Source organism: Metabacillus sp. 84, from assembly GCF_050107715.1.
Taxonomy (GTDB): Bacteria; Bacillota; Bacilli; order Bacillales; family Bacillaceae; genus Metabacillus_B.
The window spans coordinates 199474-224109 of the sequence record NZ_JBNILN010000002.1 but is presented as its reverse complement, the minus strand read 5'-3'; the positions used below and the strand labels follow the sequence as shown (position 1 = coordinate 224109).

29 protein-coding genes are annotated in these 24636 nt (G+C 45.4%); 7 read left to right on the top strand and 22 right to left on the bottom strand.

Annotated elements, in window-relative coordinates; all coding sequences use genetic code 11:
* Window positions 1-110: 110 nt before the first annotated feature.
* From ACQCV8_RS05665 to ACQCV8_RS05640, 6 genes are all read right to left on the bottom strand, one after another.
* Window positions 111-755 carry an ERF family protein gene (locus ACQCV8_RS05665; RefSeq protein WP_426843590.1) on the bottom strand — a complete coding sequence of 215 codons (645 nt, stop codon included), beginning with the start codon at window positions 753-755 and terminating at the stop codon, window positions 111-113.
* The gene (locus ACQCV8_RS05660) at window positions 748-894 is read right to left on the bottom strand and encodes a hypothetical protein (RefSeq protein ID WP_426843589.1); all 147 of its coding nucleotides are present in this window, start codon (window positions 892-894) and stop codon (window positions 748-750) included. The genes ACQCV8_RS05665 and ACQCV8_RS05660 overlap by 8 nt, the downstream gene beginning before the upstream one ends.
* Window positions 891-1367, bottom strand: coding sequence for a siphovirus Gp157 family protein (locus ACQCV8_RS05655; RefSeq protein WP_426843588.1), 477 nt, complete (start codon window positions 1365-1367; stop codon window positions 891-893). The genes ACQCV8_RS05660 and ACQCV8_RS05655 overlap by 4 nt, the downstream gene beginning before the upstream one ends.
* A 64-nt stretch (window positions 1368-1431) precedes the next feature.
* A complete protein-coding gene (locus tag ACQCV8_RS05650) occupies window positions 1432-1710 on the bottom strand; it encodes a hypothetical protein (RefSeq protein ID WP_426843587.1) in 279 nt (92 codons plus the stop codon).
* Between the two features lie 58 nt (window positions 1711-1768).
* A complete protein-coding gene (locus ACQCV8_RS05645) occupies window positions 1769-1942 on the bottom strand; it encodes a helix-turn-helix domain-containing protein (RefSeq protein WP_426843586.1) in 174 nt (57 codons plus the stop codon).
* A 41-nt stretch (window positions 1943-1983) separates the two neighbouring features.
* Entirely contained in the window at window positions 1984-2178 is a 195-nt protein-coding gene (locus ACQCV8_RS05640; protein ID WP_426843585.1) for a helix-turn-helix domain-containing protein, read from the bottom strand.
* Between the two features lie 154 nt (window positions 2179-2332).
* Here ACQCV8_RS05640 and ACQCV8_RS05635 point away from each other — a divergent pair, with 154 nt between their 5' ends.
* Window positions 2333-2671 carry a helix-turn-helix domain-containing protein gene (locus ACQCV8_RS05635; RefSeq protein WP_426843584.1) on the top strand — a complete coding sequence of 113 codons (339 nt, stop codon included), beginning with the start codon at window positions 2333-2335 and terminating at the stop codon, window positions 2669-2671.
* Here the strand turns inward: ACQCV8_RS05635 and ACQCV8_RS05630 are convergent.
* Window positions 2661-2795, bottom strand: coding sequence for a hypothetical protein (locus ACQCV8_RS05630; protein ID WP_426843583.1), 135 nt, complete (start codon window positions 2793-2795; stop codon window positions 2661-2663). The genes ACQCV8_RS05635 and ACQCV8_RS05630 overlap by 11 nt on opposite strands.
* 406 nt (window positions 2796-3201) lie before the next feature.
* Here ACQCV8_RS05630 and ACQCV8_RS05625 point away from each other — a divergent pair, with 406 nt between their 5' ends.
* On the top strand, window positions 3202-4272 hold the full coding sequence (locus tag ACQCV8_RS05625) for a tyrosine-type recombinase/integrase (RefSeq protein ID WP_426843582.1): 1071 nt from the start codon (window positions 3202-3204) through the stop codon (window positions 4270-4272).
* A 179-nt stretch (window positions 4273-4451) separates the two neighbouring features.
* Here the strand turns inward: ACQCV8_RS05625 and ACQCV8_RS05620 are convergent, their stop codons facing one another.
* On the bottom strand, window positions 4452-4769 hold the full coding sequence (locus ACQCV8_RS05620) for a hypothetical protein (protein ID WP_426843581.1): 318 nt from the start codon (window positions 4767-4769) through the stop codon (window positions 4452-4454).
* A 7-nt stretch (window positions 4770-4776) separates the two neighbouring features.
* On the bottom strand, window positions 4777-5241 hold the full coding sequence (locus tag ACQCV8_RS05615) for a DUF441 domain-containing protein (RefSeq protein ID WP_426843580.1): 465 nt from the start codon (window positions 5239-5241) through the stop codon (window positions 4777-4779).
* Window positions 5242-5327: 86 nt separating this feature from the next.
* Here ACQCV8_RS05615 and ytvI point away from each other — a divergent pair, with 86 nt between their 5' ends.
* Window positions 5328-6434 carry a sporulation integral membrane protein YtvI gene (gene ytvI, locus ACQCV8_RS05610; RefSeq protein ID WP_426843579.1) on the top strand — a complete coding sequence of 369 codons (1107 nt, stop codon included), beginning with the start codon at window positions 5328-5330 and terminating at the stop codon, window positions 6432-6434.
* A 46-nt stretch (window positions 6435-6480) separates the two neighbouring features.
* Here the strand turns inward: ytvI and ACQCV8_RS05605 are convergent, their stop codons facing one another.
* The 8 genes from ACQCV8_RS05605 to dnaE form a co-directional block, all read right to left on the bottom strand.
* Window positions 6481-6867 (bottom strand): FxsA family protein, encoded by a 387-nt coding sequence (locus ACQCV8_RS05605; protein WP_426843578.1) that lies wholly within the window; start codon window positions 6865-6867, stop codon window positions 6481-6483.
* An 81-nt stretch (window positions 6868-6948) separates the two neighbouring features.
* Window positions 6949-8709, bottom strand: a complete 1761-nt coding sequence (pyk, locus tag ACQCV8_RS05600; RefSeq protein ID WP_426843577.1) for a pyruvate kinase — start codon at window positions 8707-8709, stop codon at window positions 6949-6951.
* 51 nt (window positions 8710-8760) lie between these two features.
* Window positions 8761-9720, bottom strand: a complete 960-nt coding sequence (pfkA, locus tag ACQCV8_RS05595; protein ID WP_426843576.1) for a 6-phosphofructokinase — start codon at window positions 9718-9720, stop codon at window positions 8761-8763.
* Between the two features lie 240 nt (window positions 9721-9960).
* Window positions 9961-10938, bottom strand: a complete 978-nt coding sequence (accA, locus tag ACQCV8_RS05590) for an acetyl-CoA carboxylase carboxyl transferase subunit alpha (protein ID WP_426843575.1) — start codon at window positions 10936-10938, stop codon at window positions 9961-9963.
* A complete protein-coding gene (gene accD, locus ACQCV8_RS05585; protein ID WP_426843574.1) occupies window positions 10938-11798 on the bottom strand; it encodes an acetyl-CoA carboxylase, carboxyltransferase subunit beta in 861 nt (286 codons plus the stop codon). Before accD ends, accA begins: the two co-directional genes overlap by 1 nt.
* A 103-nt stretch (window positions 11799-11901) precedes the next feature.
* Window positions 11902-12525, bottom strand: coding sequence for a FadR/GntR family transcriptional regulator (locus tag ACQCV8_RS05580; RefSeq protein WP_426843573.1), 624 nt, complete (start codon window positions 12523-12525; stop codon window positions 11902-11904).
* A 14-nt stretch (window positions 12526-12539) separates the two neighbouring features.
* Window positions 12540-13775, bottom strand: a complete 1236-nt coding sequence (locus ACQCV8_RS05575; protein WP_426843572.1) for an NAD(P)-dependent malic enzyme — start codon at window positions 13773-13775, stop codon at window positions 12540-12542.
* Between the two features lie 162 nt (window positions 13776-13937).
* A complete protein-coding gene (dnaE, locus tag ACQCV8_RS05570) occupies window positions 13938-17300 on the bottom strand; it encodes a DNA polymerase III subunit alpha (protein WP_426843571.1) in 3363 nt (1120 codons plus the stop codon).
* 213 nt (window positions 17301-17513) lie between these two features.
* Here dnaE and ACQCV8_RS05565 point away from each other — a divergent pair, with 213 nt between their 5' ends.
* From ACQCV8_RS05565 to ACQCV8_RS05555, 3 genes are all read left to right on the top strand, one after another.
* A complete protein-coding gene (locus ACQCV8_RS05565; RefSeq protein ID WP_426843570.1) occupies window positions 17514-17846 on the top strand; it encodes a YtrH family sporulation protein in 333 nt (110 codons plus the stop codon).
* Window positions 17843-18346 (top strand): sporulation membrane protein YtrI, encoded by a 504-nt coding sequence (gene ytrI / locus ACQCV8_RS05560; protein ID WP_426843569.1) that lies wholly within the window; start codon window positions 17843-17845, stop codon window positions 18344-18346. The genes ACQCV8_RS05565 and ytrI overlap by 4 nt, the downstream gene beginning before the upstream one ends.
* A 94-nt stretch (window positions 18347-18440) precedes the next feature.
* The gene (locus ACQCV8_RS05555) at window positions 18441-18665 is read left to right on the top strand and encodes a hypothetical protein (RefSeq protein ID WP_426843568.1); all 225 of its coding nucleotides are present in this window, start codon (window positions 18441-18443) and stop codon (window positions 18663-18665) included.
* 2 nt (window positions 18666-18667) lie between these two features.
* Here the strand turns inward: ACQCV8_RS05555 and ACQCV8_RS05550 are convergent, their stop codons facing one another.
* The gene (locus ACQCV8_RS05550) at window positions 18668-19615 is read right to left on the bottom strand and encodes a DHH family phosphoesterase (RefSeq protein WP_426843567.1); all 948 of its coding nucleotides are present in this window, start codon (window positions 19613-19615) and stop codon (window positions 18668-18670) included.
* A gap of 149 nt (window positions 19616-19764) precedes the next feature.
* Between ACQCV8_RS05550 and ACQCV8_RS05545 the strand changes: the two genes are divergently transcribed.
* On the top strand, window positions 19765-20079 hold the full coding sequence (locus ACQCV8_RS05545; RefSeq protein ID WP_426843566.1) for a YtpI family protein: 315 nt from the start codon (window positions 19765-19767) through the stop codon (window positions 20077-20079).
* A gap of 19 nt (window positions 20080-20098) precedes the next feature.
* On the opposite strand, the gene ACQCV8_RS05540 is transcribed toward ACQCV8_RS05545, so the two are convergent.
* The 4 genes from ACQCV8_RS05540 to ACQCV8_RS05525 all read right to left on the bottom strand — a co-directional run bounded on the left by ACQCV8_RS05540 (window position 20099) and on the right by ACQCV8_RS05525 (window position 24587).
* Window positions 20099-21415: a DRTGG domain-containing protein gene (locus tag ACQCV8_RS05540; RefSeq protein ID WP_426843565.1), complete on the bottom strand. Its 1317-nt coding sequence runs from the start codon at window positions 21413-21415 to the stop codon at window positions 20099-20101.
* A 234-nt stretch (window positions 21416-21649) separates the two neighbouring features.
* Window positions 21650-22330 (bottom strand): metal-dependent hydrolase, encoded by a 681-nt coding sequence (locus ACQCV8_RS05535; protein ID WP_426843564.1) that lies wholly within the window; start codon window positions 22328-22330, stop codon window positions 21650-21652.
* Between the two features lie 148 nt (window positions 22331-22478).
* Window positions 22479-23594 carry an alanine dehydrogenase gene (ald, locus tag ACQCV8_RS05530; RefSeq protein WP_426843563.1) on the bottom strand — a complete coding sequence of 372 codons (1116 nt, stop codon included), beginning with the start codon at window positions 23592-23594 and terminating at the stop codon, window positions 22479-22481.
* A 225-nt stretch (window positions 23595-23819) separates the two neighbouring features.
* On the bottom strand, window positions 23820-24587 hold the full coding sequence (locus ACQCV8_RS05525) for an SDR family oxidoreductase (RefSeq protein WP_426843562.1): 768 nt from the start codon (window positions 24585-24587) through the stop codon (window positions 23820-23822).
* Window positions 24588-24636 lie beyond the last annotated feature (49 nt).

The following is a 24636-nucleotide window of genomic DNA, read 5'->3' as shown; positions in this document are numbered from 1 at the left end:
AATACCCCCCAAAATACGCTTGTTAGGATGGATCCAAATAACATATACATGATCGCCAATTCTGTCCCGTTCATTTTCTTTTCCATGCTGCTTCCTCCAGTACAGGGAGATTAGGCCCCCTGTTTCTCTTCCTTCGCCTTGTTGATCCAGGAGTCCAGTTTGCCAATGGTGTCAGTTGCTTCTTGAGCATTCAACTTGGTGACATCCTGAACTTTAAGAGCAGAATAAACGTCTTTATCGGTTTTTCCTCTCAACTGGGCGAACTCAAGGACCTTTGTCTTTAGCGTACCGACCTGAGCAGATGAAATCAGTTCAGGAGCCTGGTAGCTTTTCGCCTTCTCTTGGAAAGTATCCGGATCATCTTTGTCTGTAGCGATATTGAATGTTTTTAACATGAAATACTTCTCGGCATAGGTCAGGGCTTTGCCGACCCCTTTCTCAGCGTTATCTACTCCCTGACCGTACCAAGTACATGTAAGTCTTTCATCAGGATTATCCGCATTGATCCAGACGAACTCAATATCAAGCTCGGTCATATATTCCTTTGCGCCTTTTGCGGTTTTGCCCTCAATCAGATTGTGGCCAATCACTTTTGGAATGAGCAAGACACCCACTTCATCCATTTTTGCACGTACAGAAGCTAACACTTGGGAGCTGCCAGTGTACTTGTATTGATGGCCTTCTGACTCCTTCTTCAAATAGGGAACGGACTTACGAACCTCAACAAGTTTTTGATACAGGTTTTTCTCAGACATACAATTCCACCGCTTTCACTTCAACCTCAGAGCCTTCGTTTCTCCATGAATTGATTAAGGAGAAAGGGATCTCTCTTACACCATCTGCCACTTGAACAAAGAACCGATTATGAGCATGAAACACCACGATTTTATTCATCGAATTCTCAAGCTCCTTCCTCTGTAGATTTCTGCGCCAGCCACTTGCTTTCCAGCTTTCAAATCTTCGAGCACAGCCTTCTTATCAAGCTTGTGGGGAACTGGAACCATATAGGCATCTAATAATTTTTCGTCAATAATTTTTACACTTGGAGGATTGTTCTGGATGGCAACAGTAAGTGTGGGGCGCTTAATCTTGTCCATTCCGGCTACCTCCAGTTGTTCTTGGAGATACGTTTTCAAGCTCGTTATGCGATTCTCTACAGCCTTTCTCCGGTTCGCAAGACGAGTTTCCTCGGACTTGATGACTTCTGCTTCCGCATCCAATGTGCGAATGAGCTTCGCAATGTTTTCCGCTTTCTCTTCAATGCCTTCCTCAATTGATTCCAGCGTATCTTTCAGAACAACCGGATCCGAATCTTCCATCTCCAAAACCGAGCGGTAGCTTGTAGCCAATTCATATAGCGTTCCCATTACATAACCTCCTTCAAAGTGGCAACTTCGTTATCTAGCAGCATATCTGCAAAGTGATGAAGATTCATGCGGACTCGCTTTTTAGTTCAGCAATTTGTCGTTCTAAATCTGCGATTTTTTCGCTCATTTCTTTCGTATAAAAAGTGGTAATTTTAAATTTTCTATCCGGCTCATAGGAAAGCCAATTTGAATTGCCTCCTGTATCTTGTGCACACCGATCGGTAAATTCACTCATGACCTCCACTGCTGCTTGCATCCCTTCAAACCCATGGAAGGATACATTGATTGTTGCGCCCATATCTATAGCCTTTTGGAGCATTTGAAGTTTGTGTTCAGTTGACATATAAAAACCTCCTATTTAAATAAAGGATTTGTGAAAAAACCAGCGAATAATACTTAAGTCAAACAGCTTCTTCCTGCTTTTCCAGCCACTCCATAAATTTTTGGGATTTTACTAAACGCCGGCCCCCAATTTTCATTAAAGGGAACCCAGTTTGTCTCATGATTTCATAAGCTGTTGATAACGAGACTCCCAGATATTCTTTGATGTCTTTGGCATTCATTACCGGTTTCAAAGTAGTCACCTCCTGGTGTATAATCTCGATTATCGAGATGTTTAATCTAAAAAAATAGACGGGTTAACAGACAGACCTTTTTTGCAAATGTTTTCAAGGTCTTCCACAGTCAGACGCTGTTGACCATTAATTAATTTAGAGAATTTTTTTTGATCAATACCGGCACGATCAGCAACAAACCCGTATTTAAGACCTTTGTCTTTGATGTAAATCTTTAGCTTAGAAGCAGCGTTCATTACAGTTATCCACCTCCTTTCTCGATTATCGAGAACTTATAACCATATATTACATCTTGATTTTCGAGAAGTCAACGCTTATATTCTGTTTTTTAGAGAATAAATATTCTCGCTTTGTGAGATATGATATTATTCATTGCAGGGAGTGATCATTGTGCAAGTGGGAAATCGTTTGAGGAAAGCAAGAGAAAAGAAACGACTTAGTCAAATTGAGGTAGCCAGACGGACACCTATTAGTAATAAAGCGCTAAGCAGATATGAAACGGATGGGGCCGAACCTGATTTTGATACATTGAAATTGTTAGCAGACTTATATGAAGTGCCTGTCTCTTATTTTTTTGAAGAAACCACTTCAGAAAATATTGATCTTGTTGATTTATTAACAGAGAAAAAACTAATGTGGGGGAACGAAGAATTAAACGAGGCAGAGAAAAAACGAGCAATTGAAATTTTGAATATTTTGTTCAACGAGAAAAAAGACACTACTTCATAGGAGTGTCTTTTATAAATTCATATATCTCATCCGTTTTTTCATGGCCAAACACATCCAAACATATTTTTCTCAAGTCCACTTGATTACCCCTCAGAATAGCTGCCAGTAAATCATGAATTTCCATTATGCCACCCTCTCATAAGAACGTTTGTTCTTATTGCTATCTATACCCATATTAACATCTAATGGAAACTATGGGAATATAGGAGCACGAAGTTTTTGCAAGGTTATTTCAAATCCCGACAAAATAAGACAAGAAACAGGGATTATTTTATAATATTCCCGTCCTTGTCTAGCGTTACTTGTCTAACCGTGCTCCTTCTTTTGCATTCAAAGATCGCATAGAACGTATATTGATCTGCTCTCTTTCGGTACTCAAAAATATGCAAATATTTGCAGGTTGTTCGAATCCTTCTGAAATAGTACACAGCAATCGGGGTTAGTTTTTCAAAGATGTCCATGGCGCTGTAAATACTACAAGGTAGGACAGCGAAAGTCTATAAGTAAATCATGGTAAAGAAAGGAACATTATGGCATATTTCAGAAAATTATCCAACGGAAAATGGAGTTTTACAGTAGATGTAGGCCGGGATCCGCTCTCTGGCAAGCGGAAACAGGTCACTCGCGGAGGATTTAAACTAAAGAAAGATGCAGCTGAAGCAGCCGCGCAGGTAGCTCAGGAATTTAAGAACAAAAAACCAGGCTCACTTACATTCGAAGAATTATACGGATTGCTCCTTCGTTCCAACGAGTCCAAACAATCGACGATTTCTCAACGTAATTATATTGTAAAGGCACATATTATTCCGTACTTCGGTAAAAAGAAAATCGATAAGGTGAAGCCAATGGATGTAGAGGGATTCATTCATTGGTTGAAGGGGAAGGGATTAAAGCAGAACAGTATCTTTAATATCCGAGGATACCTAATGGCTATATTCAATAAAGCTGTGGAATTGGAACTATTAGATCGCAACCCTGTTACCCACATTAAGGTAAGGAAAGAGAAGTCAAAAAAAATGGCGTGGACTGTTCAGGAAGCCCAAGTTTTCCTTTCGGAAGTCCAAGATCGTTCCATATACTGGCCTGTATATTATTTTGCTTTATATTGCGGTATGAGGATTGGCGAGATCGCTGCTCTCCAATGGAAAGATATTAATAATGGCATGGTATCCATCGAGAGGACGGCAGCGCAAGTGGACGGGAGATGGATTATCCAAACACCTAAAACAGAAGGTTCTGTTAGGGAAGTACCATTAAATGATTCTCTGATGCATGTTATTACAGAATGGGAAAAAGAAAAAAAGAATGACTGGCTGTTCCCTGGGAAGGATCAGTTCATCATTCCAAACACTATTCGCAACGACTTTTACCGATTAATCGAAGAGATCGGAATGCCGAAAATCAAATTCCATGATCTGCGGGCTACCCATATCACCATGTTACTTGATGCAGGTGTCCCCGTCCATATTGTTTCTAAAAGAGTGGGCCACTCAGATATCAGTATGACACTGAATGTTTATTCCAGAGTCCATGACGATAAACTCAAAGAATCATCTGATATGATCGAAAAATTATTAAAACACGAAAAAAGTGGTAAATAAATGTGGTATATTGAAACGAAACCCTCAATGAACCCATATACAGAAAGGTTATTCCGTTTGGACTCACAATAATCTGACATTTGTGAATCGAAAGCATCGAATTGGCTCGAAAAAAATTTGGCAAAAAAATTTTAATTAAGAGAATTCGCTGCAGCAGCGCCTTTCATGTTTGCTAATAATCAGTTAATTGTTATACCGGTAACAATAGGAACGACAACCGAGCATGCCCGCTGACGCCTGAAAGAGGGTGCGTATTGGGCAAGCCGTGCCCGGAAAGCTGCATCTCCCGGACGCCCTTTAAACAGTCCATTCCCCCTGCTGGTTACCGTCCCGGCTGACTTCCATGCCATTTTCTGCTCCAGACCCGCTGACAGAAGGAAGATTTCCTGCATCCTCTCTCTTAACGCTTTTATCTCTGAGGCGGCGGAGGCTGCTTCAAATCCCATTTTCACAAAGGTCTGGAAGGTGAGCATCAGGATAATAGCTCTAAGAAACATGTGACAGTCAGCCGCTTCCAAAAAGCTTCACAAACTGCATGACCAGGTAAGCAATGCCCGCACCAATCAGAGGTCCGACAGCTACACCATTAAACAGGGCTACCGCGAGAATCGTTCCAAGAACAAGAGCTGCTGTTATATGGGGGTCCTGCGCGAGGAGGGTTACACCGTTTTTGGCGATGAGTGCAACGATAATTCCGGAACCGAGGGCGATCCATGCATAATAGGATTTAAGGGCTTCCCCCATTTGCTTAAATCCGATATCTCCGCTGGCGATCGGGACAAGTACAGCTATCGTGATGACCGTCACACCCCAATTGATACCTTTAGACTGGATAAGAGGAAAAAGTTTCGCATCAAGCCCTGTCCATTTAAGGGCGAGCAGAAAACCGACGGCGATCATCAAGGATTGATTTTTGGCAAAAACACCTATTGCCAAAAGGATTAATAAAAAAGCAGCAGCTTGATTCAATGGGTTTCCCCCTTTATTTAGACATGTTTCCGGATTCCTTGAGTAAGTATATAGTACAACCCTTCCTTGAAAAGGAGGAGGATTTTTTGAATCAATTAGCGGGTACCGCAGGCAGAGGATTGATAGCGGCGGGTGCTTTAGCTGGAATATGCCTACTGGTTTACTGGATTCTTCCAGTCATGTACCCATTTGTCCTTGCCTTTTTCCTTGCCTGGTTTATTAAAAAACCGGCCGGCTGGATTCATCGGACCACAGGTCTCCCTGCTGGGTTATCAGCGGGATTGGTTCTAATCAGCCTGATTACCCTGTTCTCAGGGCTCGGTGTCCTGATGGCGATTGAATTCATTGCCGTCATTCAAAAAGCCGCAGTATCCCTGCCCGCCTATTTGAATCACATGTCAGCCGCGTTCAGGCATATTCTTTCATATCAAGCCTTCCCTTTCATCGAGAAGATTTCAGAACAGTTTTCAGCTTTAACCCCCGGTCAGCAGTCTGCAATTCTGGCTGAGCTGCAGCAGGCAGGCGACAGCTTAATCAACGAAGCAGGGAGCATGCTCAGGACTTTGTTAAATGAGATCCCCGCCATCCTCTTATGGCTTCCGAATGCTGCAAGTGTACTCGTGATTATTATCATAGCCGCATTTTTCATCTGCAATGATTGGGACCGGGTTATCCTTTTCATAAACAGAAGGCTTCCTCAGTCTGTTTCTAAGAGGCTGGATCAATTCGGTTCAGAATTAGGAAAAGCCCTGGCAGGCCTCTTAAAAGCCCAGCTTCTTTTAAATATGGTGACGATGGCGGCAGTTTTCCCCGGACTTCTGCTGCTTGGAGTGGAGAATGCCTTATCCATCAGCCTGCTTGTCGGCCTAGTGGACTTTATACCCTACGCAGGGACTGGAACCATCTTCATACCCTGGGTGCTTTACCTCCTTTTGATGGGACAGTCAAAGCTTGCCAGCGGACTTGCTGTTCTTTATCTTGTCATCATGATGGCCAGGCAATTCCTTGAACCGAGGATTTATTCCAAATCCATTGGCCTTAACCCCTTATTGACCCTTATGAGCATTTATGCAGGGTATAAGTGCTTTGGATTGCTCGGTATGGCCCTTGGACCGGTCGTTCTGGTCATCCTGCAAAGCTTGTATAAGCTTCGCTTGTTCCATGATATTTGGAAGTATGTGGCTAATAAATAGCAGGCTGAAAAGGACGGATCTGTTCATCCGCCCTTTCAGTCTGTGTTTATCTTATAATCGTGATCTGGTTCCGGTTCATCCGCTTTCGGATTATCTTGTACAGGAGCGGCTTTACGGTATTTCTCGTTGCAGGAACAAGCAGGAAGAATCCGGCCAGGTCTGTGATAAATCCGGGAGTCATCAGCATAAGGGCCCCTGAAAGAATGCATACGCCGTCAATCAGTTCATTCCCCGGGATATTGCCTGTATTCATATTCTGCCGGGCTCTGTTCCAAGTTTCAAGCCCCTGCTTCCTGGCCAGCCATGCCCCTGCCAGACCGGTTGCTATGATAAGAAGCACAGTCGGAATGAGTCCCAAAGTTTTTCCCGACCAAATAAGCAAGCCAATTTCAAGCGCAGGTACCAAAATGAGCAAAAGAACGAAAATCCGCAAAATGTACCGCCCCCCTACAAGGATGATTTTCTGACCGATGTAAAAAAAGAGAAGGAACAGCGTCCTTCCCATCTTGTATCATTAGATGACACTTGCATGGCCTTTATAAATGGCTCCGCGTGTGCCGTCCACAGTAATTTCCATGCCATCCTCAAGGACAGCCGTTGCGTTTTGGACGCCAACGATTACCGGAATCCCAAGGCTTAGGCCAACAACAGCCGCATGGCTGGTCAAACCGCCTTCTTCAGCAATCAATGCAGAAGCCTTATTCAATGCTTCCATCATATCACGGTCTGTTCCTCTTGTAACGAGAATCGCTCCGTCCTTCATTTTTGCTGAAGCTTCCTCAGCATTATTGGCTACAACCACTTTGCCAAAAGCGGATCTGCGCCCGATTCCCTGGCCCTTTGCTAAAATGTCTCCAACGATGTAAACCTTCATAAGGTTCGTTGTGCCTGCTTCTCCAATCGGTACTCCAGCAGTAATCACAATCAAATCTCCGTGTTTTACGATACCGGTGTTGATGGATTCCTGAACGGCATTTTCAAGCATTTCATCTGTGGAGGCTGCTTTTTGGCCGGTTCTGGAGTAAACTCCCCAGACAAGGGCAAGCTTTCTTGAAACGGATTCACTTGATGTGATGGCAGCAATTGGCGCTTTAGGACGGTACTTTGAAATCATACGTGCTGTATGTCCGCTCTCTGTCGGGGTAACGATTGCGGCCACGTTCAGGTTCAAAGCAGTATGTGCTACAGACTGGCCAATCGCATCTGTTATCGACATGCCTGTCTCCTCACGGCGCTTCGAAAGTGTACCTTTATAATCAAGGGCCTGCTCAGCTCTTGAAGCGATATTGTGCATCGTTTGAACGGCTTCTTTCGGATATTGGCCGGCAGCCGTTTCCCCGGAAAGCATAATCGCATCTGTGCCATCAAAAATTGCGTTCGCTACATCACTTGCTTCCGCACGGGTCGGACGCGGATTGCGCTGCATGCTGTCAAGCATCTGAGTAGCCGTGATGACAGGCTTTCCAAGCGCATTGCATTTTTTGATCAGATCTTTTTGTACGAGCGGAACTTCCTCAGCAGGAATTTCAACACCCAAATCTCCGCGCGCAACCATCAGCCCGTCAGAAACTTCAAGAATTTCGTTAATGTTGTCTACGCCTTCCTGATTCTCAATTTTAGGGATGATTTGGATATCAGCCGCTTTATGCTCTTCCAGAAGCTCGCGGATCTCAAGTACATCGGACGCCCGGCGTACGAAGGATGCAGCGATAAAATCAACTCCCTGCTCGATGCCGAAAACGATATCTTTCGCATCCTTTTCAGTAATTCCCGGCAGGTTCACGCTGACACCTGGAACATTTACGCCTTTTTTGTTTTTAAGCGTACCGCTGTTCATGATTTTCGTTCTGATTTCTCCAGCTGTTTTATTGACTTCAAGCACTTCCAGACCGATTAATCCGTCATCAAGAAGAATCGTGGAACCCGGATGCACATCTTCTACAAGGCCTTCATAGGAAATGGAGAATTTATCAGCGGTGCCGGTTACTTCCTGCATGGAAACAATGATTTCGTTCCCTGTTTCCAGTTCAATTGCTCCATCCTGCATAGAGTGCGTGCGGATTTCCGGACCTTTTGTATCAAGGAGAATGGCTACGGTTTTGCCTGTCAGCTTAGAAGCCTCGCGGATGTTTTTAATGCGGTTGCCGTGCTCTTCAAAATCACCGTGGGAAAAGTTAAGACGGGAAACGTTCATCCCCGCTTCTATTAAGGCTGTAAGCTGTTCTACTGTTTCACTGGCCGGACCGATGGTACAAACGATCTTAGTTTTGCGCATGCAAATAATTCCTCCTAGTTCTATTATGGAAACGATACCAAGCAGACTGCATTAAATGGATAGCTCCTGGGAGAGCTGATACAGCTTTGGATCTACGGTATGTTTTTGTTCCAGAATTTCAATGATGTCATGATCCACTAACTGGTTGCTTTGGATCCCTACGCAGCGTCCGCCTTTTTCTTCAAGCAGCAGCTCAACAGCGTAAGCACCGAGACGGCTCGCAAGGACACGGTCAGCAGCAGTAGGCGATCCTCCACGCTGTATATGGCCGAGAACAGAAACCCTTGTCTCAAATTTTGTAGCTTCTTCAATTTTTTTACCGAACTCAACGCCGCTTCCGACACCTTCGGCGACAATGATGATGCTGTGTTTTTTACCGCGGTCATGACCCCGCTTCAGACGGGCTACAACGTCATCCATATCATGGTCCGCTTCCGGGATCAGAATGGTTTCTGCCCCTCCTGCAAGACCTGACCATAGCGCGATGTCTCCGGCATGGCGTCCCATTACTTCGATGACATACGTCCGTTCATGCGATGTAGCTGTATCACGGATTTTATCGATAGCATCGATTACCGTATTCAGTGCTGTGTCAAATCCAATTGTCAAATCCGTTCCCGGAATGTCATTATCAATTGTCCCCGGTACACCCACACATGGGAATCCCATCTCCGTCAGCTTTTTGGCTCCCATATAAGAACCATCGCCTCCGATGACAACCAGACCTTCGATTCCATACTTTTTAAGCTGTTCGATTCCTTTTTCGCGGCCTTCTACCGTTTTAAACTCAGGACATCGGGCTGTATATAGCTTTGTACCTCCACGGTGGATGATATCTCCCACAGAGCCGAGCTCAAGCTTTTCAATATGTCCGGCAATCAATCCGGCATAGCCGTGATAAATCCCGAATACTTCTACATTGTGGTAAATAGCTTTACGGACAACAGCGCGTACCGCTGCGTTCATCCCTGGGGAATCTCCTCCGCTTGTCAAAACGCCGATTCTTTTCAAACTTCCTCACCCCAATAGGTAATATGTATGTGCTTTAAAGATAACATGAAGAAATTAGCTGTACAAACTCAAATCGATATTTGTCGAAAATTCTTCATGCCTTGCTAACCGTATTTATTATACAATATTTTTTTAGAGAAAGAAAAACATTGTTGGAATTTTTCAGGTTCCTCTTAATACCAGCATTCCCCTTCCTCCAAAAAATAGAAACGTGTCCCTTTTTTAAAGGGGCACGCCTCGTTAATGCAAGTTCAGTATTTCTTCTGCGAAGGATACCTTGCCGATGGATTTATATTTCCCGTAACGGTGTTCAACCAGCTGGCTGCGGTCCATTTTAGAAAGAGCCTGGATGGATTTTTTTAAATGTTCCTCAATTAATAAGGCCTGCTCCTGTACATCTCTATGAGCCCCGCCTTTTACCTCGGAAATAATTTCGTCGACCACTCCCAGCTCTTTCAAATCCGGAGCTGTGATCTTCATGGATTCTGCAGCCCGCTTCGCCTGGCTTGAATCCTTCCATAGAAGAGCCGCAGCCCCTTCGGGTGAAATGACGGAATAGGTGGAGTTCTCGAGCATGAGCAGATGATTTCCGACACCGATCCCAAGGGCACCTCCGCTTCCTCCTTCCCCGATCACGATGCAGATCACCGGTACAGAAAGCCCGGCCATTTCAAATAAATTCTTTGCAATGGCTTCACTCTGGCCTCTTTCTTCCGCTGCTTTTCCGGGATAGGCACCTTTTGTATCAATAAAGGTAACGATAGGACGTCCAAACTTATCCGCCTGCTTCATCAGTCTTAACGCTTTTCTGTATCCTTCAGGATGCGGGGAACCGAAATTTCTGCGGATGTTTTCTTTCGTATCCTTTCCCCGCTGATGTCCGATAACGGTTACCGGAATTCCCTGAAACCTGGCAATCCCCCCGATGATGGCTTCATCATCCCCAAAAAAACGGTCTCCGTGGCATTCAAAGAAATCCGTGAACAGCAGATCAACATAATCCAATGTTGTCGGTCTTTTCGGATGCCTTGCAATCTGAACTCTGTCCCAAGGGCTGATGTTGCCGTATATATCCTTCTCAAGCTTCTCCAGCCTTGCTTCAAGCTTTGTGATTTCTGATGAGAGGTCCACGTCTGCAGTCGATGTAAAATCCTTAAGCTCGGCAATTTTTTTCCTTAACTCCACTACGGGCTTTTCAAATTCCAGCTCTCCAACCATTAGTGTACGCCTCCTTGATGAAGATCCAAAATTCTGGCGAGTGTCTCTTTCATTTCAAGTCTGGAGACGACCGAATCAAGCTGACCATGCTTCAGCAGGAACTCAGCAGTTTGGAAGTCTTCAGGCAGCTCCTCCCGAATGGTTTGCTCGATAATCCGTCTTCCGGCAAACCCGATCAGCGCACCCGGCTCAGCCAGATTGTAATCCCCCAGAGAGGCAAAGCTTGCAGATACTCCACCTGTAGTCGGATGGGTCATAACAGAAATAATCAGTCCGCCATCATCGCTGAACAGCTTCAGAGCTGAACTGGTTTTAGCCATTTGCATAAGGCTTAAAACTCCTTCTTGCATTCTCGCACCGCCTGATGCTGTAAAAATGATAAATGGCAGCTTCCGGGCTTTTGCCTGTTCGACTGCACGCGTAATCTTCTCTCCAACGACAGAACCCATGCTCCCCATTCTGAAGCTTGCGTCCATTATTGCAGCAATTGTCCGGATACCGTCAATGGTTCCTTCTCCCGTCACAACCGCTTCATTTTGAGCGGTCTTTGCACGGTCTTTCTCAAGCTTTTCCTTATAATCCGGAAATGCAAGCGGATTTTGTGAAATCATATCCTTATCAAATTCTTTAAAAGACTGTTCATCAAATAAGCCTTTTATTCTCTCTTTTGCATTCATCTGCATGTGATAACCGCAGTTCACACATACTTTAAGATTTTTATTCAGTTCTTTAGTTAAAAGAATTTTTTTACAGTTCGGACACTTTGTCATAATGCCTTCAGGAACATCCTGCCTTGCTTTTTCGGATGGGACGGAAGCATATTTCTGTTTCTTTTTCTTGGAAAAAAGATCCTTGAGCAATTTAAGTACCTCCCTAACGTTACCATCTCTGCATCTGCTTGGATGCAGACAAGTCTCTTTCATAAATTTAGCGAAATCGATTCGCATTTTGTGTAAAACCTTGTCAGCCGGGCTGAACTATTTTATTCTTGCTGATTTTCTCATGGGTCTGCAGCACGAGATTTTTATTCCCGAGAATGAGCCCTGATAACAGTTCTTCATAAACGGGGAGAGGCAGATCCATATGCCGGCTTCCCGCTTTCAGATAATCTGAGAGAATGGACCATGTCCGGTACAGCAGATGATTGTCAGCTAATTTGATCAGCTTGCCCATCAGCTCTTGCGGTCCAGCCTCTCCATTTCTTAAATCTTGTTCAAGATGAACGAGCGTTTCCTTGACGGATGACTCCATTATTTTTAGGAGAGCATGTTTTTCTATTAAGGCACTCATTTCAAGGATGTCTTCAACAGCCTTGCAGTCTTCAAGCACAAATAGGCCGAGAACACTTACGAGATGATTTTCACGAAAATCTTTAATATAGGTGCCCTCTCCCCTTTTCGTTTCAATCATGCCAAGCAGCTCCAGCGCTCTTAATGCTTCTCTGACAGAAGAGCGGCCGACATCCAATCGGTCGGCCAGCTCTCTTTCAGATGGTATTTTATCTCCAGGCAATAGTCCGTCCTTTTTTATGATCAGTCTGATCTGCTGAAGAGTTTCTTCATAGACTCTTGATTTGGGACCAGGCATGCCATTCCCCTTACTCACTCTTTGCCAATGATGCTTAAGTTTCTGGTTTTTTCAGCAACGTCTTCCGGTGTAACTTTGATCCTTGCCACTCCTGTCTCCATAGCGGCTTTGGCTACGGCTGCTGCTACAGCAGGAGCAACCCTAGGATCGAAAGGAGCGGGGATGACATAATCCGGACGCAGATCGGATTCCTGAATCAGGCCGGCTATCGCTTCAACGGCCGCCATCTTCATCTGTTCATTTATATGCGTGGCCCGTACATCCAGTGCGCCCCTAAATATTCCAGGGAAGGCCAAAACGTTATTTACCTGATTCGGGAAGTCAGAGCGTCCTGTCCCGATAACCATCGCTCCCGCTTCCTTCGCATCCTCCGGCATGATCTCCGGAACCGGATTGGCCATTGCAAAAATTATCGGATTCTCTTTCATGCTCTTCACCATTTCCTTAGATAAGGCTCCTTCTACAGAAACACCGATGAACACATCCGCACCTTTTATTACATCCGAGAGAGAACCGCCGACCCGTTCACGGTTTGTAAATTTCGCAACCTGATCTTTCACATCATTCATTCCTGCAGGGCGGCCTTCATAAATAGCCCCCTTGGAATCACACATAATAATGTCCCTTACTCCGTACCGGTAAAGAAGCTTGATTATCGCAATACCGGCTGCGCCTGCACCATTCGCAACAACTTTGATCGATGACATCTTCTTCCCGGCCAGCTTCAGGGCATTCAAAAGCCCGGCTGCCGTTACGATTGCTGTTCCGTGCTGGTCGTCGTGAAAAATCGGAATATTGGTTTCCTTTTTCAGCCGCTCTTCAATGACAAAGCAGTTCGGAGCTGCGATATCCTCCAAATTGACCCCGCCGAATGTAGGCTCAAGCAGCTTTACGGTCTCTACAATCTGATCGATGTCAGTCGTGTTCAGGCAAATCGGGAATGCGTCCACTCCTGCAAAGCTTTTAAATAACACTGCTTTCCCTTCCATAACCGGCAGAGCCGCTTCAGGTCCGATATTGCCCAGGCCAAGTACGGCTGTACCGTCTGACACAACAGCCACCATGTTGCCTTTCATCGTATAATCATACACTTTGCTTTTATCATCATAGATTGCTTTGCACGGCTCTGCTACGCCCGGTGAATAGGCAAGGCTTAAATCCTTGGCATTTTTGACCGGCACCTTTGATTTAGATTCCAATTTCCCTTTGTTGACCCGATGCATGTGAAGCGCTTCTTCTCTTAGAGACAATCCTCTCACTCCTCATCATATTCCCATCCAGTGGTCTGACCACCTATGTAATATAAAAACTATAACATATGCCGATGAGGCAGACAAAAGCTTTTTCATCCTTGCCCTTCACCTCGGTTAAAAGCGCACAAAAGGGTGGACAATTGCTCCTCAGCCCAGCCGCTATTTAAGCACGACCTGATCCTCTCCGAGCAGGTCCTTCAGCATGGAAATGCATTGCTTCCCGGCAGCAGCCGTTTTATATCCATTGAGCTGAACCGTTTTTTTATCCTCAGGATTGTACAAGTAAACCGGAGTTCTCCCTTTAAACCGTCCGAGTATTTTTTTAAGCTCCGCCATTTTTTCATAATTCCTGTCTTTGCTTTCAATCTTTAGGAACAGTGTCTGTTCCGGCTCCATTTTTTTCACTTGCTCAAGCAGCTCCGCTTTTTGAATAATAAATTGAATGCCTTCTCCCCGCCATTCCGCCTTTCCTTCAGCAAGCAGCAGGACTCCTTTATCCAGCACTTCCGAAAGTTTTTCGTATTGTCCCGGAAAACAGACGCCCTCCAAATCTCCCGTTTCATCACTTAAGGTGAGAAAAGCCATTAAATCCCCTTTTTTCGTCCGGATCGTCCTCAGCTTTGAAATATAGACCCCTGTACGGACATAGCTGCCCCTTTTTTTATCCAGCTCATCGAGTTTTACTGTTTGAAGGGATGTGAGCAAATCCTTATAGCTGCTGACAGGATGGTCCGAAAAATAAAATCCGAGAGCCTCTTTTTCAAACTGAAGCTTCTCAGCGATCGTAAAAGGCTCGACTTCTATGTATTTGGGCTTCAGGTCAAATTCTTCATCGAACCCAAGTCCCATCTGACCGTCGCCTTCATCCGGCCGCATCAGCTCGGCATGCTCCAGAGCCACATCCAGCGTCGCAAGGATGGATTCCCTGCCGATCCCAAACTCATCAAACGCTCCGGAAAAAACGAGGGCTTCCAATGTTCTCCGGCTTGCTGTTTTAGAAGAGACTCTCATACAAAAATCGAACAAATCGGCAAAGGGCTTTTGGCGGCGTGCTCTGAAAATATCTTTGACTGCTGCAATCCCCACGTTTTTGATTGAGGACAGGCTAAACCGGATTGCTCCATTTTCAAGCTTGAACGGAACTTCACTTCTATTTACAGACGGAGGCAAAATGACAAGTCCTTTGCCTCTGGCCTCTTTAATATATTGGGCTATTTTTTCATCATTGCCAGCAGCACTTGTTAAAAGAGCCGTCATAAAGATTTCCTGATAATGGGCTTTTAAGTAAGCAAGCTGGAATCCAATCATGCTGTATGCAACCGCATGGCTGCGGTTAAACCCATAATCAGCAAAACGGACAATCAGGTCATAGACTTCATTAGCCGTGTTCGTACTGTAGCCTTTTCTTAAGCAACCCTCGACAAAGTGGGTTCTTTCCTCATCCAGAACGCTTTTCTTTTTCTTCCCGACCGCTCTCCGCAGCAAATCTGCGTCTCCGAGGGAAAACCCGGCCATTGCTGCCGCAATCTCCATAATCTGCTCCTGATAAACAATGACGCCGTAGGTCGGTTTCAGGATTTCCTCTAAATCAGGATGAGGATAGCTGATTGAAGTCCGTCCATTTTTCCTCTCAATGTAGTTCGGGATATTTTCCATCGGACCGGGTCTGTAAAGAGCGTTCACCGCTGCGATATCTTCGAGGCTTTCCGGCTTCAATCTCCTGAGGACACTCCTCATACCCTCTGACTCTAGCTGAAAAACACCTGTCGTATCCCCTTCCCCAAGCAGCTGAAAGGTTTTTGAATCATGGTAATCAATTTTTTCAAAAGACAGGGCAGTACCAGTCTTTGATTTAACCATCCTTACGATCGATTCAATGAGGGTCAAGTTTCTGAGCCCGAGAAAATCCATTTTCAGCAGGCCGAGCTCCTCTAGATAATCCATGGAATACTGGGTTAAATAGACATCCTGATGCCCTTCCCTGATTGGTATAACCGAAGTAAGCGGCTCCTCGCTGAATACCACACCCGCCGCATGGGTGGAAACATGCCTTGGAAGCCCCTCAATTTTCCCGGCCACTTCCACAATCCTCGCAGCTGTTTCTGAATGCTCGACCTCCTTCAGAAAAGCAGGGGATTCCTTTAACGCTTTTTCCAGCGTCATACCTGCACCGGAAGGAACTTTTTTCGCCAGACGGTCCGCCTCTTTTGGAGACACGCCCATGACCCTCGCTGTATCACGTATGGAGGCACGTGCAGCAAGCGTTCCAAAAGTAATAATCTGCGCGACACGGTTGGAGCCGTATTTATCCGCCACATATTCAATCACTTCGTCCCGTCTTGTATCCGGGAAGTCGATATCAATATCAGGCATGCTGATCCTTCCCGGGTTTAAGAACCGTTCAAATAACAGGCGGTGTTTAATCGGATCCACATCTGTAATCTTTAATACATAGGCGACGAGCGAGCCTGCCGCTGAACCTCTTCCGGGACCGGTAAGGATTTGCTGCTCGTGTGCATATTTCATAAAATCCCACACGATCAGGAAATAATCGCTGAAGCCCATCTGTTTGATCACATCGAGTTCGTATGTAAGGCGCCTGAACACGGCTTCACCGGGATCTGCATAGCGTTTCTTTAAGCCTTCAAGGCAAATCCGCTCTAAATATTGATCTGCCGGTTCTCCTCTGGGTGAAGGAAAGGACGGGAGCCGCGCTTTGCCGAGCTCAAGCTTCACATTGCACCGGTCAGCAATGGCCAGTGTTTGCTCCAATGCTTCCGGCATGTCCGAGAAAAGATCGGCCATAGCCCGGGCTGGCTTTAAATACCTCTCTTTGCTTTCCTCTGAAGAATCCTCTTCTAATTTTTCACCCTTTTGAATTGCAGCAAGGCTCTTGTATGCTAAAAAATCCGCCCGCTCCAAGTAGTGCACATCATTTAATGCCGCCAGTTTAACCTCTGCTGAGCTGGAGAGTTCTGCAATCTGTTTGTTGAGGTTCTCTTCCGTTTCGTTCCTGTCCGTTTTCTGGATCCCTAAAAAGAAGGAATCCTTTCCAAACACAGAGAGGTAATGGAGGGCTGCGTTTCTGGCCCCCTCTGCTTCTCCGTTAGCAAGGAGGGTCTCGATCCAGCCTTCCTTCCCCGGTGAAATAGCAATAATTCCCTCTCGATAGCTTTTCAGCCACCGGTCTGGAATTCCGTCCTGGGATTTCGTCTGAAGAGCACTGCTGATCTTCAGCAGATTTTGATAGCCTGAATAGTTTTCAGCCAGAAGAAGGAGAGGGTAGCCTTGCGGAATAGCTTCACCATGGGGGAAAACGGATGCGGTAAGACCGAAAATCGGCTTAATCCCGCTGCTTATGCATTGTTTATAGAAGGCCACAGAACCGTACATTACTCCCAGATCAGTCAGCGCAAGGGAGCGGAAACCAAGCTCAGAAGCCTTTTGCACAAGCCGGTCCAGCCGAACGGAACTATTTAACAGACTATAGGAACTTTGTATTTGGAGATGTACAAACGGCATCTTAATCCCATCCTAACTGCTTTCATTATCATTGCCCTGCCTCAGCGGCAGTATCTTTTACATAACTGCGATTGAACAGCTGTCCTTCATTGCCGGTTTTAAGAGTTTCACTTTATTATAGAACAAGCGTGCGCTCTTAACAAATCCCTTCTCAACCGCTGAACATACTTTGAACAGTCTGTCCATATATTGAAGCGAGGGGATGATGTGCAAATGGAAAAAGAATTTCTGCCTGCCTTTATCGATAGCTATTTTATTGCCCTTGGCGTTTTGTTGGGAGGAAGCATCATCGGGGGGATCGGTGCCTATCTATCAGGAGAACCGCCGATGACGACCATCCTTGAATTTGCGAACCGGCTGAAAATATGGGCTCTTGTCGCCGCAATCGGCGGTACATTTGACGCTTTTTACAGCTTCGAGCGAGGGCTGTTTAACGGAGAAACCAGAGATATCCTAAAACAGGTTATGCTGATCGTCTCTGCAATGGGCGGAGCCCAAACCGGCTGGCTCCTCATTACATGGCTCACACAGGAGCATTTGCGATGAGAATTCCGCCCAATTACAACCAGCCCGGCTGGCAGCGGTTTTTTGCCGGGATGATGGCTGGAGCCGTGGCTGCATGGATTATTTTTTTGTTTACGTACGGAGTCCTTCAGGAAAAGCAAGTCCGCTTTATTGAAAAGCAGAAATCAGCCATTCTTGACTTAAAAATGGAAAACAGCATTTATCAGGAGGACTCACGGGAACTGAATAAAGAAATTGCCAAAAAGCTGGTGGTGCAGGAGGTAAATGTCAACCTGGTCAATGGAAGCAAATTTAAGCTTAGTCCATTAACTGTTCATAAGATCGTTATTGAGGCGAAAGAGGATCTTTCAGATTTAATTGAAAGGGATCTGGAAAGCATATTTGAGAGCAGGAAAATTATAAAGAAGGCGATTGAGAATAAGGTGTATCCGATTGATGATAAAGATTACCGGCTTGTTGTAAAAGAAATGACTATTTATACAACCATCTATTTGGAAGTAGAGGTTTCATTCGTAAGTTAAGTGTATTTTTTGAATTTTTATTCATTTCTATCGCAAAATGCTCTTTCGTTGGATACAATGGATTTACAGACATTGTGTAAAAGGAGGAGTTCTTATGGAGATTCTAAGCCAGAAATTGTTCATCAAAGAAAAGGTGGAAAGAATGAAAAACGGCTATTCAGCCTATGCTGAATCTCCCGAGATGGCAAGCCTGCTGAAAAAAGAAATCAGCAAGCTTAAAATCAGGGTTTATGAGGATGTCACAGATATTGGATCATGGTTCATTCCGGAAGCTTTAGAGGATGAAGATCGCAAACGTCTCCCTAAAACTCCTCTGTAGCATTACCGCTTGTTATACTCCCGGCATACCAGTTCCAGTTCTTCGACTACCCGATCTGCTTCGTCCCAATTGTGAATGGAGGCTCCGGCAGCCAGCGGATGCCCGCCTCCCCGGTATTTCTTTGCCAGTTCATTGATCACAGGCCCCTTGGATCGAAGGCGAACCCTGATCTGGTCCTCTTCTTCTACAAAAAATACCCACGCTGTCATTCCCTCGATATCACCCAGAATGCTGACAAGCTGGGAAGCTTCAGATGCAGATGTACCATATTTCTCAAGCAAATCCTGCCTGATGATGACGCTTGCTGCCCCAGATGGAGAGACTTCAAAATTTTGAAGCACATAACCGCTTAGTTTAGCCACATTCATTTTCGTTTTATACAATTCGCTGTATAGCGCGTTTAAAGAAAAACCGTGATCAATCAATTCACTTGCATACTTAAAGGTACGGTCTGTCGTACTTGGAAACAGGAATCTTCCCGTATCTCCCACAATTCCAGCATAAATAAGCTCGGCCCCTTTTTCGCTGATCACCAGCCCATTTGGCTTACCCTCCAGATAAAGCTCATAGATCATCTCACTGACCGAGCTTGCTGCTGTGTCCACCCATATAAGATCTCCATACTTGTCTTCATTTGGATGGTGATCAATTTTAATGAGCATTTTCCCGGAATGATAGCGCTGGTCGCTTATTCGTTCCTGATTCGCTGTATCACAGACAATGACCAGAGCATCCTCATAATCTTCATCTTTTACTGTATCCATCTGGTAGAGAAACGCAAGCGACGGCTCTGTTTCGCCTGTCACTAAAACGCGTTTTTCAGGATAAGACGCCTTCAGCACTTCCGCGAGTCCGCACTGCGAACCCAATGCATCCGGATCCGGACGGACATGCCGGTGAATAATAATCGTTTCATACTGATTGATCGCATCAAAAATTTTATCTCTCATCTCTTTCTCCTTTACCCTCTTTATATCATTAATTAAAACACAACCCTTACGGAAACTAAAGAAGGCAATGAGCCGATAAAAGAAAAGATGGAAAAACGGAAAGGCCGGAGATAAAATGAAGAGGAATAGAAGACGTTGGGAGGAATAGCATGCCTGTTCTGGCATTGATTATTTTTATAGCATTTGTGGTCTATCTCTCTTTTAAAGTTACGTTCTTCCGGTCAAAAAGACCGATGGAGCGCGCGTTTATTTCCGGTAAATCCAGTATGGCGCTCGGGTTCATGGTATTTTTTTTCGGCGTCAACCAATTTTACCTGAACCGATCCTCCGTCTCGATTGCAATCGGGATCGTTTTCGTTGTCATTGGAGCGGCAAGTATTTGGACTGGCTATCGAACGAGAAGTCATTTTAAGCCCCTGGCTGAAAAAGAACGGGCGGACATGCAAAAAAGAGGACCTGCCTAATTAGGCAGATCCTCTTTTTTCAGCTTCGTTCCATAATCTGGACCATCATCATTGCCTTTCCGACAATCACACCTTCGTTATAAACGTCTACATCCATCTTTCCAAACTTTCGCCCGACCTCAAGGATACGCGGATGGATTTCAATCAGCGTCTCCATTTGCACGGGCTTCATGAAGAAAATCGATAGATTCTCTACTACGAGATCACCTTTTTTCTGTGACCTCAGAAGCCTGTTTGCAGCTTCTGTAACAAGAGTAGTAAATACTCCATAAGAGATGGTTCCCAAATGATTGGTCATCTGCGGTGTTACGCTGCATTTATAAACATGCGCATTTTTCGATACATCTGAATCGACAAATTGATTGGTTACAATATCATCCAGCTTTTCTCCAATCTGCGGCTGCCGCTGAATCACCTGCAGCGCTTTTAAAACATCCTGCCTTGAAATCATTCCTTCAAGCTTGTTCTGGCTATCGGTCACCGGCAGTACTTCAATTCCTTCCCATACCATCATCTGAGCAGCAGAAGCGACAGAAGTCTTCCCATTTACGGTAATCGGATTCCGTGTCATTACTTTTTCGACTGTGCTCGTCCGGTCGTGGCCCATGATGTCTTTAGAGGTGACCATTCCGAGGACTTTACGGTTCCGGTCAATGACAGGAAATCGCCCATGCCCGCTATCCTGATTATACGTATACCATGTCTCGATCTTATCCGTGCTCTGGAGGCAGATCGTCGCATCCGCCGGTGTTAGAATATCCTCCACAAGCACAATCTCTTTTTTTATGAGCTGATCATAAATCGCCCGGTTAATCATCGTTGCCACAGTAAACGTATCGTAGCTTGTGGAAATGACGGGGAGCTCCATTTTATCGGCAAGCTTCTTCACATGATCCTCTGTGTCAAAGCCCCCGGTTACAAGCACAGCGGCACCTGCTTCTAAAGCAAGCTGATGCGCATTCGTCCGGTTTCCGACAATTAATAAATTGCCCGCGCCTGTATAGCGCATCATCGCCTCAAGCTTCATCGCGCCAATGACAAATTTATTCAGTGTTTTATGAAGGCCTGCCCTTCCGCCCAGCACCTGGCCTTCCACCACGTTGACCACTTCGGCAAAGGTCAGTTTCTCAATATTCTCTTTTTTCTTCCGTTCAATCCGGATTGTGCCTACACGCTCAATCGTGCTTACAAACCCTTTGTTCTCCGCTTCTTTTATGGCGCGGTACGCTGTCCCTTCGCTCACATTCATTTCTTTTGCAATCTGCCGGACCGAAATTTTTTCGCCGACACCCAGCGTATCAATATATTTTATAATTTGCTCATGCTTTGTCGCCAAGCTTTTCACCCTTTGTGTGCACATATTTCCAATATTTATTATAAGCCTGGCAGGGCCGCAGTTTCAACGAAGGTTGTAAATTTGTAAGAAATTACAAATATAACAGGAGTCCATTCTGCCTTAGTTCGGGTAAGCAGCTTCAAGCAGACGGCGGGAATGAGCCTACTCCATGCAAACTTTTAGTAAAAGCAAAAGGCAGAATTCCAAAATAGGAAGTTCTGCCTCTGTATGAGTTTAAAATGTCAATTTATCACCGGCATGAAGGATTTGTCCAATGCCCTCCGGAAGCAATGAAACAAAATACTCCGGATTCTGTTCAATGACCGGGAAGGTGTTGTAGTGGACCGGGACCACTTTTTTTGCTTTCAGCCACTCAGCGGCTGCTGCAGCATCCTCCGGCCCCATTGTAAAGTTATCACCGATAGGCAGGAAAGCCGCATCGATCGTGTGGCGTTCGCCGTACATTTTCATATCTGAAAAGAGACCGGTATCTCCTGCATGATAAATGGTTTTGCTGTCCGCTGTAAATAGAATTCCTGCAGGCATCCCTGTATAAACGATCGTTCCATCTTCTTCCTCAAAGCTGGAACCATGGAAGGCCTGAGTCAGCTTAACGGTGCCAAAATCAAATTTGTGAGAACCGCCGATATGCATAGGGTGTACTTTTAACCCCTTCGCCCCTAAATAATTGGCAAGCTCAAACGGGGCCACAACCAGTGCGTCATGCTCCTTCGCAAGCTGGACGGTGTCCCCAACGTGATCACCATGTCCATGTGTCAGTAAAATAACATCAAGCTTAACATCTTCTGCTTTTAAATCACACTGTTCATTTCCAGTGATGAACGGATCAATAAAAATTGTTTTTCCATTTGCATGAATCTCAACTACAGAATGTCCATGATACGTTATTTCCACAATAAGCACCCCGCTGTCATAGTTTTTCTCACCAAAATAAAAGCACAACCCATTTTGGCGAGCTCTTCCTATAGACTGTTATAGCACATTTAGCAGAAATGCAAACATTCAGGAAATTGTTTTTTCAATCCTTCCCTGCAATCGATGTTTATTTAATAAAATCATCAGCAGACTTGTAAGGGTATTTTCCTTCTAGTGCTATTACCTTACTGGCAACATATCCCCCGCACGTATTCAATCCCATTTTCAATGATTCATTTTCTTTTAGAGCACGCTTCCAGCCTTTGCAGGCGATCTGAATGGCATATGGGTACACAGCATTTGCAAGGGCAAGAGCCGATGTTCTCGGAACAGCTCCCGGCATGTTCGCAACGGCATAGTGAAGCACACCATGTCTTACATATACCGGATTTTCGTGAGTGGTGACAAGGTCACCCGTTTCTACAATTCCTCCCTGATCAATCGCGATGTCCACGATTACCGATCCGTTCTCCATTTCCTTCACCAATTCCCTTTTAATCAGTTTTGGAGCCCTGGCTCCCGGGATCAGCACTGCTCCGATCACAAGGTCGGCCCACCGGACCGATTCTGCAATGGAATAAGGATCCGACAGATAAGTCATCACCCTGTCACCGAACAAATCTTCCAGATACCGAAGCCTGGAGGCGTTTGTATCTAAAATCCTCACTTCCGCCCCCAGCCCGGCTGCAATTTTAGCAGCATTGGTTCCGGCTGTTCCCCCGCCGATAATGGTCACTCTTCCGCGCTGAATCCCCGGAACTCCTGATAGCAGAATGCCTTTTCCGCCTTTATGTTTTTCCAGAAATTCCGCACCAATCTGAGCCGCCATTCTTCCGGCCTCCTCACTCATGGGAGTAAGCAGCGGAAGGGTTCCATCCTGCAGCTGGACGGTTTCATAAGCAATCGCTGTAACCTTACCCTGTATTAGCGCCTCTGTCAGCTTTGGTTCAGCTGCGAGGTGAAGAAAAGTAAATAAAAGCAAGCCTTCCCGGAAAAATGGATACTCAGAGGGGACCGGTTCTTTTACTTTTATCACAAGATCAGAAAGCCAAGCATCTTCTGGTTTCTGAACAATAATCGCTCCCGCTTCCATATAGTTCCGGTCAGAAAAGCCCGCCCCTGCTCCGGCGCCTGTTTCTACGGCCACATGATGGCCCTTCTCCACCATTCCGTAAACTCCTGCCGGTGTGACCGCCACTCTGTTTTCATTATTTTTGATTTCCTTTGGTATACCGATTTTCATTTTCTCTTCCCCTCCTTAATTGGGAGTGCGAATCAAAAAGTCAAACTTACACCGTGCTTTTGCACAGGCATAACAGGCCTTTCCAATACATCCCTTCCCTCATTTTCATTTGCTCAGCTAGCACTTTTATTTATAATATGAACAGATTCTCTGTTTGGAAAAGCTGAACAAAAAAAGGGCGAAGCGAAAAAAAAGAACGGACTCCATGTATTCATGGAGCCCGCTTTACTGCTGCTCTTGTTTCCTTCTAAGGACATCTGCCCCTCCATTCGCGTCAATGATCGCACCAGTGATAAAGTCTGATTTTTCATCGCAAAGGAAGGCAATGATTCGCGCTATGTCCTCTCCTGTACCGGAGCGTCCAATAGGGGTTTTCGGATCGTGCCATGCACGGGCATGTTCGATATCGGATTCTTTCATTTCTCCTATAATATTTCCCGGGGAAACCATATTTGCTGTAATGCCATTTTCGGCTTCTTCATAGGCGATGGACTTCGTTAAGGATACGAGACCTGCTTTGGCAGCACTGAAGGCAGAGCGGTGCAGCCATCCAGGGGCATTGCCTGCGTCCTGGAATCCGTAAGTAATCAGCCGCCCGAATTTTTGGCGGCGCATAACCGGTACAGCTTTTCTGAACAAATGAAAGACGGCACTCAAATTCCCCTCAATCATGCTGTACCATTCGTCGTCCGTATAATCTGCAAGTTTCTTTCGCTCAAAAATATAGGGACCGGCATTATTGATCAGGCAGTCAATCCTGCCGAAAGAGGAAACGGAAGCGTCAATAATCGAGTCGAGATCTCCTTTTCTTGTCACATCTCCCTGGAGAAGAAGCAGCCTTCCGGAGAGATGCTGAAACTCTTTTTCAAGTGCTTGTGCTGCCTTTGTGTCGCTTCTGTAGGTTGCGGTGACTGAGTACCCTTCACGCAGAAAAGCTTCAGTTACTTTTTTCCCGAGCCCCTTTGTTCCGGCTGTAATGATGGCATGCTTCATCGATTATGCTCCTTTCGAGCAGGTAATTGTAGTAGATGTATTGTATGGC